This window comes from Kineococcus sp. R86509, assembly GCF_042466365.1.
GTDB lineage: Bacteria > Actinomycetota > Actinomycetes > Actinomycetales > Kineococcaceae > Kineococcus.
The window spans coordinates 1,478,953-1,494,532 of the sequence record NZ_JAXHCE010000001.1; the positions used below are offsets into that span (position 1 = coordinate 1,478,953).

The following is a 15,580-nucleotide window of genomic DNA, read 5'->3' on the forward strand; positions in this document are numbered from 1 at the left end:
GACATGGCGCTGACCGGACGGGCCGTGCTGCTCGTCCTCGCGGGGCTGGTCCTCGTCGTGGCCTGGCCGGGGTGGGCCGCGGTCTGGCTCTGGTGCGCCCTCAGCGTGGTCCTGGTCGTCCTCGACGTCGTCCTCGCGCCGTCGCCGCGCTCGCTGCAGGTGCAGCGGCCGCCGTTGAGCGCGGTGCGTCTCGGCGAACCGCGCGAGACGGAGCTGCTCGTGCACAACACCGGCGGCAAGCGGGTGCGGGGGCTCCTGCGCGACGCCTGGGTCCCCTCCGCCGGGGCCCGTTCCTCCCGGCACCGCCTGGACCTCCCCGCCGGGGAACGCCGCCGCGTCACGACGGTCCTCGTCCCCACCCGCCGCGGGGACCGCCTCAGCGACCGGGTCACCCTGCGCTGCGCCGGTCCGCTCGGCCTCGCCGCCCGGCAGCGCTCCACCCCCGTCCCCGGGCGGTTGCGGGTGCTGCCGCCGTTCACGTCCCGCAAGCACCTGCCGTCCCGCCTGGCCCGGCTGCGCGAGCTCGACGGCCGCAGCGCCGTCCAGCACCGCGGTCAGGGCACGGAGTTCGACTCGTTGCGGGAGTACGTCGACGGCGACGACGTCCGCTCCATCGACTGGCGCGCCAGCGCACGCCGGCAGGCCGTCGTCGTGCGCACCTGGCGTCCCGAACGCGACCGCCGGGTGCTGCTCGTGCTCGACACCTCCCGCACCTCCGCGGCCCGCCTGGACGCGGGGGGCTCGCTGAGCGGCGAGGTCAGCGTCCGCCTGGACGCGCAGATCGAGGCGGCCCTGCTGACCGCGGCGCTCGCCGCCCGGGCCGGCGACCGCGTCGACCTCGTCGCGCACGACCGCCGCGTCCGCGCCCGGGTGCGGGGCGGCACCCGCGGGGACCTGCTGCCCTCGCTCGTGGAGGCGCTCGCCCCGCTCGAACCCTCCCTCGTGGAGGCAGACTGGGACGCCGTGGCGACGGAGGTCCGGACCACGGCCCGCCAGCGCTCGCTCGTGGTGCTGCTGACCGCCCTGGACTCCTCGGTCCTGGACTCGGGGCTGCTCGGGGTGCTGGAGCAGCTCGCGACCCGGCACACTGTCGTCCTCGCCGCGGTCGACGACCCCGCGCTGGCGCAGCTGGCCCGCGGCCGCTCCGACGCCGAGGCCGTCTACACCGCCGCCGCCGCCGAGGCCGCCACAGCCGAACGCGACCGCACGGCCCGGTTGCTGACCCGGCTCGGCGTCGAGGTCGTGCACGCCGACCCGGACGGGCTGGCCCCCGCCCTGGCCGACCGCTACCTCGCGCTCAAGGCCGCGGGGCGCCTCTGACCACAGGTTCGACGGGGACACGAAAGTCTGATGTCACGGGGCGCGGCGGCTGCTAGACCTGAACCTCGTGTTGTTCCCCCTGCTCCGAGAGCACCTGCGCCCGCACCGCGGGCTGTTGATCGGGGTCCTGGTCCTGCAGGTCCTGCAGACCGTGGCCTCGCTGTACCTGCCCCGTCTCAACGCCGACATCATCGACCGGGGTGTGGCGACCGGGGACACCGGCTACATCGTCCACACCGGTCTGCTGATGCTCGGGGTGACGCTGGTCCAGGTGGTGGCGACGATCGCGGCCGTGTGGTGCGGGGCGCGAGCGGCCATGGCCATGGGTCGCGACCTGCGCGGCGCCGTCTTCGAGCACGTGCTGTCCTTCTCCAAGGCCGAGGTCGGCCGCTTCGGTGCCCCCTCGCTCATCACCCGCGGCACCAACGACGTGCAGCAGGTGCAGATGCTCGTGCTGATGACCTGCACGATGATCGTCTCGGCACCGATCCTCTGCGTGGGCGGCATCGTCATGGCGCTGCGCGAGGACGTCGGGCTGAGCTGGCTGGTGGTCGTGGCCGTCCCGCTGCTGGTGGCGGTGATGGCGGTGATCATGGTGCGCCTCGGGCCGCTGTTCGGGGTGCTGCAGAAGCGGCTGGACACCGTGAACCGGGTGCTGCGCGAGCAGCTGACGGGGCTGCGGGTCATCCGGGGCTTCGTCCGCGAGGACGCCGAGCAGGCCCGCTTCGGGCGGGCCAACGAGGAACTCACCGACGTCGCGATGCGGACCGGGCGGCTCTTCGCCGTCGTCTTCCCCTTCGTCACGCTGGTGGTGAACCTGGCCAGCGCCGCGGTCGTCTGGTTCGGCGCCGCGCGGGTGGAGTCGGGGGAACTGCAGGTCGGGGCCCTCATCGCGTTCCTGTCCTACCTCGTGCAGATCCTCACCGGCGTGATGATGACGACGTTCCTGGCCGTGATGGGTCCCCGCGCGGCGGTGTCGGCCGGGCGCATCGGCGAGGTCCTGCAGACCGCGCCCTCCGTGCACGACAGCAGCGGACCCGTCGAGGTCACCTCGGGCGGGCGGATGGAGTTCCGCGACGTCGGGTTCAGCTACCCGGGCGCGGACCGGCCCGTCCTGGACGGCGTCACCTTCGACGTCCTGCCCGGTCGCACGACGGCCGTGATCGGGTCCACCGGGTCCGGCAAGACGACGGTCGTGAACCTCGCGACCCGGCTCGCGGACGTGTCCGCGGGCACGGTCCTGCTCGACGGGGTGGACCTGCGCGAACTCTCCGACGTCGACCTGCGGCGACGCGTCGGCCTGGTGCCGCAACGGCCCTACCTCTTCGCGGGGACCGTCGCCTCGAACCTCCGCTTCGGTCGCCCCGACGCCACCGACGAGGAGTTGTGGGCCGCGTTGACGACGGCGCAGGCCGCGGACTTCGTGCGGGAGATGACCGGCGCCCTCCAGGCCCCGATCTCCCAGGGCGGGACGAACGTCTCCGGCGGGCAGCGCCAGCGGTTGTCCATCGCCCGGATGCTGGTGCAGTCCCCCGCCGTGCACGTCTTCGACGACGCGTTCTCGGCGCTGGACACCGCCACCGACGCCCGGTTGCGGACGGCGTTGGCGCGGACCCTGCCCGACGCGGCCATCCTCGTGGTGGCGCAACGGGTCTCGACCATCGTCGACGCCGACGAGATCGTCGTCCTGGAGGCGGGGAAGGTCGTCGGCCGGGGCCGGCACCGGGAACTGCTGGAGACCTGCCCCACGTACCTGGAGATCGTCAGCTCCCAGCTGGAGGTGGCTGCGTGAGCGGGCGCGGAGGACCCATGCGGATGGCGGGGCCGCCGCAGAAGTCGGTGGACTTCCTGCCCTCGGCGAAGCGGTTGCTGCGCCGCATGGGCCCGGACCTGCCCCGGCTCGTCCTCGTCCTGGTCCTGGCCGTGGCGAGCGTCGGCCTGAACGTCACGGGCCCCAAGCTCCTGGGGCGGGCCACCGACTTCGTCGTCGCCACCGCGTTCCGCGGGCAGCCGCTGGACCGCGACGGGTTGCGCGACGTCGTCCTGCAGGCCGTGGCCGTCTACGTGGGGTCCGCGGTGCTGGCCTACGCCCAGGGCGTCCTGCTGAACCGCGTCGTGCAGCGCACGGTGTTCCGGCTGCGGGCCGACGTCGAGGCCACGATCCACCGGTTGCCGCTCTCCCACGTCGACTCCACCCCCCGCGGGGAGCTGCTGAGCCGGGTCACCAACGACATCGACAACATCTCCCAGAGCCTGCAGCAGACGGTGTCGCAGGCGCTGGTCTCGGTCCTCACCGTCATCGGCGTCGTCGCGATGATGTTCACGATCTCCTGGGAGCTCGCGCTGCTCGCCCTGGTCGCGATCCCGCTGACGCTGGGGATCGTGGTGGTCATCGCGAAGCGGTCGCAGCCGCTGTTCGTGAACCAGTGGCGCGAGACGGGCCAGCTGAACGCGCAGATCGAGGAGGCCTTCACCGGCCACGACGTCGTCACCGCCTTCGGGCGCCGCGAGGAGGTCCGGGACCGCTTCGCCGCGAAGAACGCCGAGCTGTACACGGCGAGCTCGGGCGCGCAGTTCCTCTCCGGGACGATCATGCCCTCGACGATGCTCGTCGGGAACCTCGTCTACGTCGCCGTCGCCGTCGTCGGCGCCACGATGGTGACCGGGGGGACCCTCACCATCGGCGGCGTGCAGGCGTTCGTGCAGTACTCCCGCCAGTTCACCCAGCCGCTGGCCCAGCTGGGGTCGATGGCGAACATGCTGCAGTCCGGGGTCGCCTCCGCCGAACGCGTCTTCGAACTGCTCGACGCCCCGACGATGTCGCCGGACCCGGTGGACGGGCCGAAACCCTCCGGCCCGGGCCGCATCGAGTTCCAGCACGTGTCGTTCCGCTACTCCCCCGAGAAGCCCCTCATCGAGGACCTCTCCTTCGTCGCCGAACCCGGGCACACCGTCGCGATCGTCGGGCCGACGGGCGCGGGCAAGACGACGCTGGTGAACCTGCTGCTGCGCTACTACGAGCTGGACGCGGGCAGGATCCTGCTCGACGGGGTGGACGTCGCGACGATGTCTCGGGCCGACCTGCGCTCGCGGGCCGCGATCGTGCTGCAGGACACCTGGTTGTTCCAGGGGACGATCGCCGAGAACATCGCCTACGCGCGTCCCTCGGCGAGCGAGGAGGACGTCCTCGAGGCCGCCCGGGCCGCCTCCGTGGACACCGTCGTGCAGACCCTGCCCGACGGTTTCCAGACGCTGGTGGACGACGACGCGGGACGCATCAGCGCCGGCGAGAAGCAGCTCATCACGATCGCCCGGGCCTACCTGGCGAAACCCCACGTGCTGGTGCTGGACGAGGCGACCTCCTCGGTGGACACCCGCACCGAACGCGTGGTCCAGCACGCGATGGCGGCGCTGCGGGCCGACCGCACGAGCCTGGTCATCGCGCACCGGCTCTCCACGATCCGCGACGCCGACCTCATCCTCGTCATGGAGTCGGGTCGGGTCGTGGAACAGGGTCGCCACGTCGACCTGGTGGACGCGGGCGGGCCGTACGCGCGGCTGCACGACGCCCAGTTCTCCGGGGCGGCGGCCGAGGTGGAGTGACCCCGGGTGCGGGTGGATTAGCGTCACCCCTCGTGTCCTCCCGCCCCGTCGTCGACGTCCTCCGACGGCACCCCCGCGCCGCCGCGATCGGCTGCGGGTCCTCGATGCTGCACCAGACCTGCGAGGCCCTCGTCCCGGTCGCCATCGGCGCCGTCGTCGACGGCGCCGTGCGCACCGGGGACACCCGCTCGATCGTCGTGTCCATCGCGGCGGTGCTGGTGCTGTTCGCGGTCCTCACCAGCGCGGGGACCTTCGCGTTCTGGACGATCGACCGGGCGGAGTTCGCCGAGGCGCACTTCCTGCGCACCGCGGTGGCCCGCGCGGTGCTGCGCGAGCCCGCCGTCCTGCGGGAACGCCAGGTCGGGGAGGCCCTCTCGATCGCGACGTCGGACACCCGGCACGCGGCGGAGTCCCTCGCCCTGGTCAGCTGGGGCACGGCGGGCTGCTTCGGGATGCTCGTCTCGGCCGTGGTCCTGCTGCGCATCGACCTCGCCCTGGGCCTGGGGCTCCTGGTCTGCGTCCCCGTCCTGGTCCTCGGCCTGCAGGCCCTCGCCCCGCGGCTGGAGAAGCAGATGCACACCCGCCAGCGCAGCGCCGGTCTGGCCGCCGCCGTCGCCGCGGACCTGCTGAACGGGCTGCGGCCGCTACGCGGTTTCGGCGGGGTCCCCGAGGCCGTCCGCCGCTACCACCTCGCCAGCCGCACCTCGCGGGACGCGGCGGTCCAGGCCGCGACGGGGACCTCGGTCGTCGTCGGCGTCAGCACCCTGGCCACCGGGGCCGTCCTGGTCGCGACCGCCGCCGTCGCCGGGACGTTCGTCCAGCAGGGTCGCCTCGACGTGGGCGAGTTCGTCACCGTCGTGGGCATGGCCAGCTTCCTGGCCGACCCCGTCCGCAACGTCAGCTCGTGCGTCCAGCAGCTCGCGGTGTCCCGGGCGAGCGCGCGACGGGTCGCCTCGATCCTCGAGGTGCCCGCGAGCGCCCCCGCACTCCCGACCGCGACGGCGACGGTGCCGGTGCGGGGCGTGCGGACCGTGCCCGGGGAGGTCCTCGGGGTGGTGACCACGGACACCGCGACCGCCGACGCCGTGACGGCCGCGCTCGCCGCGGGGGCGGGCACCCTGGTGGAGCCCGCCCAGACGCACCTGCTGGGCGACACCCTCGCCGACGCCCTCGACTCCGGGCCCGCCCCGGCCGGCCGCGGGGTCGCCCTGGCGCTCGCGCTGGACGCCGCGGCGGCCCCCGACGACCTCGACACCCCGCTCACCGACGGTGGGGGCAACTACTCCGGGGGTCAGCGCCAGCGCATCGGCCTGGCCCGGGCGCTGGCCGCCGACCGCGAGGTCCTCGTCCTGCGCGACCCCACGACGGCCCTCGACGCCGTCACCGAGGACCGTGTCGCGGCCGGGATCCGCCGGTTGCGGGCCGGCACCGGGACGACGGTCTTCGTCACGACGTCCCCGCTGCTGCTGGCCCGCTGCGACCGGGTGGTGCTGCTGACCGGCGACGGCCGGCACCGCACCGGCAGCCACGCCGAGCTGCTCACCGACCCCGACTACGCGAGCGCGGTGACGCGGTGAGCACCTCGCACGCCCTGCCCGTCGCCACCGGTCGGCGCAGCGCCGCCGTGCTGGCCCGCGCGGCCACCCGCAACCCCGGTGAGCTCGCGGCGGCCCTGGTCACCACGACGCTGGCCAGTGCCGGGACGGTCGCGCTGCCGCTGCTGCTGGGTCGCGCCGTCGACGTCGTGCGGACGGGCACGTCGCTCACGCCCGTCCTGGTGTGGCTGTCCGTGACCGCGGTCGCCACCGCGGTCGTGACCGCCCTGGCCCGTCGCGACGCCGAGCGCCTCGGCGCGAGCATCGCCGCCGACCTGCGCGAGCAGGTCGTGGAGCGCTCGCTGCGGATGTCGCCGCGCGTCCTGGAACGCGCCGGTTCCGGCGACGTCGCCTCCCGGGTCACCGAGGACGTCGAGCTGTTCACCTCCTCCGTCCAGCTCGGGGCGACGGTGCTGGCCTCGGCGTTGACGGTCCTGCTCTCCGCCGTCGGCTTCGTCTCCCTCGACTGGCGCCTCGCCCTCGCGTTCTGCGTGGTCTTCCCGGTCTACGCGCTGAGCCTGCGCGACTACCTCCCGAAGGCCGGACCGCTCTACGCGCGGGAACGGGCCGTCGCCGCGCAGCGCTCCACGGTCGTCCTGCAGTCCTTCCACGGCGCCTCGACGGTGCACGCCTACGAGATGGCGCAACTGCAGGGCGCCCGCGTGGAGGTCGCCTCCGAACGCACGATCGGCGCGTCGCTGGCCGCGCTCGCCACCTTCGCCCGGTTGTCGGTCTCGATGAACGGCGCGGAGGCGGTCGGGCTCTGCAGCCTGCTGCTCACGGGGTTCCTCCTCGTCCGCGGCGGGGACGTCAGCGTCGGTGACGTGACGGCCGCGGCCCTGCTCTTCCACCGGCTCTTCGGGCCACTGGGGTCGTTGCTGCTGAGCTTCGACGAGGTGCAGCGCGCGGCCGCCGCGCTGGGGCGTCTCGTGGGGGTCACTGACCTGCCCGTCGCACCCGACGCCGATCCCGCGGCCCTGGCCCGGGCCCCCCGCGAAGCGGTCTCGCTGCGCATCCGCGGTGTCCGGCACAGCTACTCCGACTCCGGGGCCGACGAGGACCTCGTCCTGCGCGGCATCGACCTCGACGTCCCCGCGGGGACCTCGCTGGCCGTCGTCGGCGAGAGCGGGGCCGGCAAGACGACGCTCGCCGCGGTCGTCGGCGGGGTGTTCCCCGCGAGCGGCGGGACCATCACCCTGGTGGGCCGATCCGGCGCCGCCGACCTCGACGAACTGGACGCCGTCGCGGTCCGGGAGCGGATCGGGGTCATCGCCCAGGAGTCCCACGTCTTCACCGGTACGCTGCGCGAGGACCTCACGCTGGCCCGTCCCGACGCCACGGACGCCGACCTGCACCGGGCGCTGGCCGTGGTCGGCGCGCAGGACTGGGTCGAGGCGCTGCCCGACGGGCTGGGCACGCGGGTCGGGCCGGGCGAGCTCCCCCTGTCCCCCGCCCGGCAGCAGCAGCTGGCCCTGGCCCGGATCGTGCTGCGCGACCCGCCCGTCGTGGTGCTGGACGAGGCCACCGCCGAGGCGGGCAGCGCGGGTGCGCGGGACCTGGAGCAGTCCGCGGTGGCGGTCGTGGCGGGACGGACGGCGCTGGTCGTCGCGCACCGGCTGTCCCAGGCGGCGGTGTGCGACGCCATCGCCGTCGTGGAACGCGGGCAGGTGACCGAGCTGGGCAGCCACGCCGAACTGCTCGAACTCGGTGGCCGCTACGCGCGGTTGTGGGACACCTGGTCCCGCCCCACCACCCCCGGCCCGTGATCCCGGGGGATCACGGGCCGGGGTGGGAGGATCGCGACGTGGAGCTCAGCGCCGCCCTCGCCGCCGGTCTCCGCGACCGGTTGTTCTCCGGCGCGAGCGCGGTGTCCTCGGCCCCCGGCGCTCCCGTGCAGCGGGCGGTGGCGGGAACCCTGGCGCACGACGACCCGACCCCGGTCACCGCAGCCACCCGCTTCGACCTGGCCTCGCTGACCAAGGTCTTCACCGCCACCGTCGTGCACTCCCTGGCCGAGGTCGGTGCCCTGGAGCTCGACCGCCCCACCGAGCGGGGTTTCACGATCGGGCAACTGCTGGCCCACACCTCCGGTCTGCCCGCGGTGTCCGACGTGTGGCGCCGCACCGACCTGCGACCGGCGCAGCGGTTGCAGCGGGCCCTCGACGCGCCGCTGGAGTCGGCGCCGGGGGTGGAGTTCCGCTACTCCTGCGTCGGCTACGTCACCGCCGGGCACCTGGCCGAGGAGGCCACCGGGCAGGGGCTGGACTCCCTGCTCGAGGAGTTCGTCACGCACCCCCTGGGACTGGGCGGGCCGCTCTTCTGGCCGGTGGCGGAGCCCGTCCCGGCCACCGAGACGGGTACCCCGCGGGGTGTGGTGCACGACGAGTTCGCGGCCTCGTTGCAGCGCCCGGCCGGCAACGCCGGGCTGTTCGGCACCGCCGAGGAGGTGCACGCCCTGGGTCGGGGCCTGCTGGAGCGGACCCTGCTCTCGGAGGGGTCGTGGCGGCGGATGAGCTCCGGGGAGGGTCTGCGGGTGGGTGACCCGAGCTGGATGCCGACCCCGGACCACCTGGGCCACACGGGGTTCACCGGGACGTCGCTGCTCCTGGACCCGGTGCGGGGGACGTGTCGGGTGCTGCTCACGAACCGCGTCCACCCGGACCGTTCGCGGGTGGACCTGACCGGTTTCCGGAAGTCGGTGGCGCAGTGTCCGAGCCCCCCGACACGATCAGGGCATGGACGCAGAGACCCGTGACCTGGCCCGGTCGATCCGCACGTTCCTGGACGACGTCGTGCACTCCCAGCAGGTCGACGCGGACGAGTCCCGGCCCGCCGTCGGGGACGTGGTGGGCGCCTTCCTGGGCGTCCCCGCCCAGCAGGTGCCGGTGGTGCGCGAGGAGGTCCCCGAGCACCAGTACGTCGACCTCGACATCGCCCTGACGCTGCTGGCGGAACGCGGCGGCGGGGAGCAGGTCGTCGGCATCGGCGGTGGCGACCAGCGCAACCACCAGGGGTTCTCCGACTTCCTGTCCGGGGTCTTCGGCCGGTTCGGCACCGGCGCCGTGGACCGGGTGAACCTGCCCACCGGCCCGGACACCACCCGGCGCGTCGTCGCGTTCGGGGTGCGGATGCTGCACTTCGACGGGCGGCCCGTCGCGGTGCTGCAGCGCTCGGCGCAACGGCACAGCGGGCACCCGGCGGGGTTCGAGGTCGCCTGCCCGGAGGAGGGCCTCGTCCCGGAGTTCATCACCGAGGTCCGCCGGCTGATGATCGAGCACAGCGTCCTGCGGGGACAGGTGCTGTCGTTCTCCGGGTCGCCCTACGAGCACAACAACTCCGGGATCACCTTCGTCCACCGTCCCACCGTGGGGGCCGGTGACGTCGTGCTCCCCGACGGTGCGCTGGAACGCATCGCGCGCCACGTCGTCGGGGTGGGCGCCCACGCCGAGCAGCTGGCACGGGCGGGCCAGCACCTCAAGCGCGGGATCCTGCTCTACGGCCCGCCCGGGACCGGCAAGACCCTCACCGTGCGCCACCTCGTGGCCCGCGCGCAGGGGACGACGGTCGTCCTGCTCGCCGGTCAGACCCTGGGTTTCGTGACGCTGGCCGCGCACCTGGCCCGGGCCATGCAGCCCGCGATCGTCGTGCTGGAGGACTGCGACCTCGTCGCCGAGGACCGCGGCCACTCCCCCGGCGAGCGGCCGCTGCTCTTCGAGCTGCTGGACGCGATGGACGGCCTCGACGGCGACGCCGACGTCGCGTTCCTGCTCACGACGAACCGGGCGGACCTGCTGGAACGGGCGCTGGCGCAACGCCCGGGCCGGGTCGACCTGGCCGTGGAGGTCCCGCTGCCGGACGAGGCCGCCCGCCTGGAGCTGTTCCGCCTCTACGCCCGCGGGCTCGGGGTGTCGGAGGAGGTGCTGCGCGACGCCGCCGCCCGGAGCGCCGGGGTCACGGCGAGCTTCGCGAAGGAACTGCTGCGTCGCGCGGTCCTGTTCGGGGCCGAGGCCGGTCACGACGTCCGTGACGAGGACGTGCGGGCGGCGCTGGACGAACTGCTCTCCGACGCGGAGTCGCTCACCCGCAGCCTGCTGGGCAGCGGCTGAGCTACGCGCTGACGGGCGCGGTGTCGCCGGCGAAGCGTTCCTCGAGGTCGCCGGTCTCCCCCGCCCGGGCCGCGGGTCGGCCCAGGACGAGGACGTAGGTGAGGAACGCGACCTCGGCCAGCGCCCCGACGCCGATCCGCGCCCACGTCGGCAGGCCCGAGGGGGTGACGAAACCCTCGATGAGTCCCGACACGAACAGGACGAACACCAGGCCGAGGGCGATGCCCATCATCGCCCGGCCCTCGGTGGCCAACGACTGCGAGCGGGTGCGGGCGCCGGGAGAGACCCACGCCCAGAACAACTTCATCCCCGCGCCGGCGGCCACGAACACCGCGGTCAGCTCGAGCAGACCGTGCGGCAGGATCAACCCGAAGAACAGCTCACCGCGGCCGTTCTCGATGAGCAGACCGCCCTGCAGCCCCACGTTCACGGCGTTCTGGGTCAAGGCGACCACGACGAAGACGCCGGTGATGCCCAGCGCGATGCAGGTCGCGGCGACGACGGCGTTGTTCGTCCAGACCCTCCCGGCGAAGGACGCGTGCCCGTACTCGGAGTAGTAGCCCGAGAAGTCGGAGTTCACCAGCTGACGGACGTTCTCGTCGGAGCCGAACAGGCTCGCCTGGGCGGCGGGGTTCCCGGCCATCCAGACCCCCGAGACGACGGCGAGCAGGATCGTGAACGCGGCCGCCCCGAACGTCCACCAGCGCACCCGCCACAACGCCGCAGGCAGTCCCCGCGTCGTGAAGTGCACGACCTGGCGCCAGGCCGTGTAGCGCGATCCCGTGAGGCGCGCCCGCGCCCGGACCAGCACGGTGGAGAGTTCGTCGAGGAGCACCGGCTCCGACTGCGCGGAGCGCAACGAGGAGAGGTGGGTCGCCGTCCGCTGGTAGAGCACGACGAGTTCGTCGGCCTCCTGGCCGTTGAGATGGCGCTGCCCGACGAGGCGGCGCAACCGCGTCCACTCGTGCTCGTGCACCGCTCGGAAGGCGTCGACGTCCACCCCCCCAAGCTACCGTCGACCCGTGGCGGGGACGGGCGGAGCGCACCGGGTGGCCGTCCTGGTGCTGGACGGCGCGAAACCCCTCGACGTCGGGATCCCCGCCCAGGTCTTCGCGCGGCGCCCGAGCATGCCCTACGAGGTCCGGGTCTGCGGCGCGCGGCCCGGCGCCGTCCGCGGTGGCGACGGGCTGGCCTACCAGGTCGCGGAGGGTCTGGAGGCGCTGCAGGAGGCCGACACCGTGTTCGTCCCCGGCTACCGCGACCCCGCGACGACCCGTCCCGCCCCCGAGGTGGTCGAGGCGTTGCGGGCCGCGCACGCCCGCGGTGCCCGCCTCGCCGCGATCTCCACCGGCGCCTTCGCCCTGGCCGCCACCGGGTTGCTGGACGGCCTGCGCGCGACGACGCACTGGCACTACGCGCGGGCCCTCGCGCAGCGCCACCCCGCGGTCCGGGTCGACGAGAACGTCCTCTTCGTCGACGAGGGCAGCGTCCTCACCTCCGCCGGCGCGGCGTCCGGGCTCGACCTGTGCCTGCACCTGGTCCGGCGCGACCACGGCGTCGGGTTGTCGAACCACACCGCCCGTCGCCTCGTCACCGCGCCCTACCGCAGCGGCGGCCAGGCCCAGTACGTCCCGCGCAGCGTCCCGGAACCGGTCGACGACCTCTACGCCGGCACCCGGGAGTGGGTGCTGCGCCACCTCGAGCGACCGCTGACGCTGGAGGCGCTCGCCCGTCACGCGCGGGTGTCGGCCCGGACGTTCTCGCGCCGGTTCCTGGAGGGCACCGGGTACACCCCGATGCAGTGGGTGCTGCGGGCGCGGATCGACGCGGCGCGGGAACTCCTGGAACGCAGCGACCTCGGCGTCGAGCAGATCGCCGACCGCGTCGGGCTGGGCAGCGGCGCGAACCTGCGGCTGCACTTCCGGCGGGTCCTCGGGACCTCCCCGACGGCCTACCGGCACACGTTCGCCCCCTGACCCTGGCGGGATCCTTGCGGCCGGTGTCGCTGCGGCCACTGGTCGCGCGCCGGCGGAACACCGAACCTCGAGGCATGACCCGCATCGCCATCAACGGTTTCGGCCGCATCGGCCGCAACACCCTGCGCGCCCTCCTCACCCGCGGGAGCGACCTGGAACTCGTCGCCGTCAACGACCTGAGCGCCCCCGGGACGCTGGCGCACCTGCTGCGCTACGACTCCTCCCTCGGCCGGTTCGACCGCACCGTCGAGGTCGAGGGTTCCGACCTCGTCGTCGACGGGCGGCGCGTGCGCGTGCTCGCCGAACGCGAGCCGGCGGACCTGCCCTGGGCGGAACTCGGGGTCGACCTCGTCCTGGAGTCGACGGGACGCTTCACCGCGGCCGGCGCCGCGCGGGCCCACCTGCGGGCCGGGGCCCGCAAGGTCCTGGTCAGCGCCCCCGCCGACGGTGCGGACGTGACCCTGGCCTACGGCGTGAACACCGGCGCCTACGACGCGCAGGCCCACACGATCGTCTCCAACGCCTCCTGCACGACGAACGCGCTGGCCCCGCTGGCCTCGGTCCTCGACGACCTCGCCGGGATCGAGCACGGGTTCATGACGACCGTCCACGCCTACACCCAGGAGCAGAACCTGCAGGACGGCCCGCACCGCGACCTGCGGCGCGCCCGCGCGGCCGGGGTGAACATCGTCCCGACGACGACGGGCGCCGCGAAGGCCATCGGGCTGGTCCTGCCGAACCTGGCGGGGAAGCTGTCCGGCGACTCGATCCGGGTCCCCGTGCCGGTCGGCTCGATCGTCGAGCTCAACACCACGGTGGCCCGCGACGTCACCCGCGAGCAGGTCCTCGCCGCCTACCGCGCCGCCGCCGACGGGCCCCTGAACGGGATCCTCGAGTTCTCCGAGGAACCCCTGGTGTCCAGCGACATCACCGGCCGACCCGCCTCCGCGGTGTTCGACTCCGCCCTGACCCGGGTCGACGGCCGCCACGTGAAGGTCGTCGCCTGGTACGACAACGAGTGGGGCTTCTCGAACCGGGTCGTCGACACCCTGGAACTCCTGGCGCGCTGATCAGCGCAGCGGCAGCCGCGGGACGCCGGGCGGGACGAAACCCCAGACCTGCCCGTAGAACGACAGTTCCGCCTCGAGCGAGGCGACGACGTTCTCGGCCCGGCGGAACCCGTGCTGCTCACCGGGGAACACCAGCAGCGCGTGCGGCAACCCCTTGCGGGCCAGCGCGTCGGCGAACGCCTCGGCCTGGGCCCGCGGGACCACCGGGTCGTCGGCTCCCTGCAGCAGCAGGACGGGGCAGGACAGGTCGTCGACGTGGGACAGCGGCGCCCGCTCGACGTACACCGCCTCGGCCTGGGGCAGCGGACCGACCAGGGAGTCGAGGTAGCGGGACTCGAAGTCGTGGGTCTCGGCGGCCAGCGCCCGCAGGTCCGCCACCCCGTAGTAGGAGGTCCCGGCGGAGAACGCGTCGGTCCCGGTCAATGCCGCGAGGACGGTGAATCCGCCGGCGCTGCCACCCCGGATGCCCACCTGCCCGGCCGGGGCGAGACCGTCGGCGACGAGCCGGCGGGCCACGGCGGCGCAGTCCTCGACGTCGACGATCCCCCAGTTGCCGTCGAGGGCCTCGCGGTACGCGCGGCCGTACCCGGTGGACCCGCCGTACTGGACGTCGACGACCCCGATGCCGCGGGAGGTGAAGAACGCGAACTCCGGCGAGTACGCGGCCTGCGACTGCGCGGTGGGTCCGCCGTGCACGAACAGGACGTGCGGGGCGGGCCCGCCGTCCACGTGGTCGGGGTGCGTCGGCGGGTAGTGGTGGGCGTGGACGGTCCGCCCGGAACTGGACACCTCGAGCGGGCGCGGGACGGGGAGGTAGGCGGGGTCGGGTGCCGCGGCGGCCGACCGCACGACGTCCACGGCCGAGGTCGCCGGGTCCAGCAGGACGACCGCGGCGGGGGTGGTCGGCGAGGCCGCGATCGCGGCGATCCGGCCGTCCACGGCGGCGAGCACCGGGGTCCAGGCCGTGAACGGCAGGTCGAGGCGGTGCAGTTCCCCGGAACCCCGGTGGACCACGTCGAGGCGGTACCCGACGTCGGCCGCGTGGATCAGCGCGATCCGCTCGGCGTCCAGCGCCGCCCAGGACGTCGTCGCGAACACCCACGGCGGGAAACCCTGTTCGGCGGCCTCGGGCAGCACCGGACGCAGCCCGCCGTCGACCACTTCGTGCAGGTTCCACCAGCCGTCGCGGTCGCTGACCACGAGGACGGTGCCGTCGGGGGCGAAACCCGGGTGGACCAGGGACTGCCGCTGGTCCTGCCCGGCCAGCACCCGCACGTCGCGCAGTCCCCCGTCGACGACGGAGGCCTCCCACAACAGGGTCGCCTGCCACGGCATGTCGGGGTGTTCCCAGCTGATCCAGACCAGTCGCGTCCCGTCCGGGGAGAGCCGCGGCGCGGCCAGGAACCGCGGCCCGCTGAAGAGTTCCCGCGGGCCGGAACCGTCGAGCGGGACGTGCACGAGGGCGCGCCGGGGGACCTCACCGGAGACGTCCTCGGCGACGAGCACCACCCCGTCCCCCACCTGCACGGGATCGGCGTAGCGGACCCCGTCGGCCGGGGTCAGCGGGCGCGGCGCGCGGTGCGGGGCGCTGACGTGGAACCAGCGCTGGTCGCCCGCCGAGGCCGCGACGACCCCGACCTCGCCCTGCGCGGACCGGACCAGCCCCCAGGAGCCGCCGCCGTACTCGTGGACCCGGGTCCGCGCGTCCAGGGACGGGGTCGCCTCGACGACCCCGCCGTCGGGGTCGCGGCGCATCACGGCCACCCGGCCCCCCTCGGCGGGACGGCCCTCGGACCACCACGTACGCCCCTCCCCGTCGAGGGCGACGGCGGTCAACCGCAGTGCCGCCGCGGCGACGGCGTCGGCGGTGAGAGGTGAGGTCCAGGAGCCGTGCGAGTCCACTCCAGCAT

The 15,580-nt window shown here is 74.3% G+C and carries 11 protein-coding genes; 9 read left to right on the plus strand and 2 right to left on the minus strand.

All coding sequences use genetic code 11. From position 1 onward, the window contains the following. Positions 1-3 precede the first annotated feature (3 nt). The 7 genes from SJY07_RS07035 to SJY07_RS07065 all read left to right on the plus strand — a co-directional run bounded on the left by SJY07_RS07035 (position 4) and on the right by SJY07_RS07065 (position 10,624). The gene (locus SJY07_RS07035) at positions 4-1,320 is read left to right on the plus strand and encodes a DUF58 domain-containing protein (RefSeq protein WP_328294965.1); all 1,317 of its coding nucleotides are present in this window, start codon (positions 4-6) and stop codon (positions 1,318-1,320) included. A gap of 67 nt (positions 1,321-1,387) precedes the next feature. Next, positions 1,388-3,112, plus strand: a complete 1,725-nt coding sequence (locus tag SJY07_RS07040; RefSeq protein ID WP_380157991.1) for an ABC transporter ATP-binding protein — start codon at positions 1,388-1,390, stop codon at positions 3,110-3,112. Next, positions 3,109-4,923 (plus strand): ABC transporter ATP-binding protein, encoded by a 1,815-nt coding sequence (locus tag SJY07_RS07045; RefSeq protein ID WP_380157993.1) that lies wholly within the window; start codon positions 3,109-3,111, stop codon positions 4,921-4,923. The genes SJY07_RS07040 and SJY07_RS07045 overlap by 4 nt, the downstream gene beginning before the upstream one ends. 32 nt (positions 4,924-4,955) lie before the next feature. Next, positions 4,956-6,500: an ABC transporter transmembrane domain-containing protein gene (locus tag SJY07_RS07050; RefSeq protein WP_380157995.1), complete on the plus strand. Its 1,545-nt coding sequence runs from the start codon at positions 4,956-4,958 to the stop codon at positions 6,498-6,500. Further along, positions 6,497-8,284 carry an ABC transporter ATP-binding protein gene (locus SJY07_RS07055; RefSeq protein WP_380157997.1) on the plus strand — a complete coding sequence of 596 codons (1,788 nt, stop codon included), beginning with the start codon at positions 6,497-6,499 and terminating at the stop codon, positions 8,282-8,284. The genes SJY07_RS07050 and SJY07_RS07055 overlap by 4 nt, the downstream gene beginning before the upstream one ends. Before the next feature lie 38 nt (positions 8,285-8,322). Continuing rightward, the gene (locus SJY07_RS07060; RefSeq protein WP_380157999.1) at positions 8,323-9,273 is read left to right on the plus strand and encodes a serine hydrolase domain-containing protein; all 951 of its coding nucleotides are present in this window, start codon (positions 8,323-8,325) and stop codon (positions 9,271-9,273) included. Beyond that, on the plus strand, positions 9,254-10,624 hold the full coding sequence (locus SJY07_RS07065; protein ID WP_380158002.1) for an AAA family ATPase: 1,371 nt from the start codon (positions 9,254-9,256) through the stop codon (positions 10,622-10,624). Before SJY07_RS07060 ends, SJY07_RS07065 begins: the two co-directional genes overlap by 20 nt. A gap of 1 nt (position 10,625) precedes the next feature. On the opposite strand, the gene SJY07_RS07070 is transcribed toward SJY07_RS07065, so the two are convergent. Next, on the minus strand, positions 10,626-11,624 hold the full coding sequence (locus SJY07_RS07070; protein WP_380158004.1) for a stage II sporulation protein M: 999 nt from the start codon (positions 11,622-11,624) through the stop codon (positions 10,626-10,628). 22 nt (positions 11,625-11,646) lie between these two features. On the opposite strand from SJY07_RS07070, the gene SJY07_RS07075 reads away from it, so the two are divergent. Together SJY07_RS07075 and gap are read left to right on the plus strand one after the other, a co-directional pair. Next, positions 11,647-12,600, plus strand: a complete 954-nt coding sequence (locus SJY07_RS07075) for a GlxA family transcriptional regulator (protein ID WP_380158006.1) — start codon at positions 11,647-11,649, stop codon at positions 12,598-12,600. 74 nt (positions 12,601-12,674) lie between these two features. Beyond that, positions 12,675-13,670: a type I glyceraldehyde-3-phosphate dehydrogenase gene (gene gap / locus SJY07_RS07080; protein ID WP_328294956.1), complete on the plus strand. Its 996-nt coding sequence runs from the start codon at positions 12,675-12,677 to the stop codon at positions 13,668-13,670. Here the strand turns inward: gap and SJY07_RS07085 are convergent, their stop codons facing one another. Continuing rightward, positions 13,671-15,572 carry a S9 family peptidase gene (locus tag SJY07_RS07085; RefSeq protein WP_380158009.1) on the minus strand — a complete coding sequence of 634 codons (1,902 nt, stop codon included), beginning with the start codon at positions 15,570-15,572 and terminating at the stop codon, positions 13,671-13,673. It lies immediately after the preceding gene. Positions 15,573-15,580 lie beyond the last annotated feature (8 nt).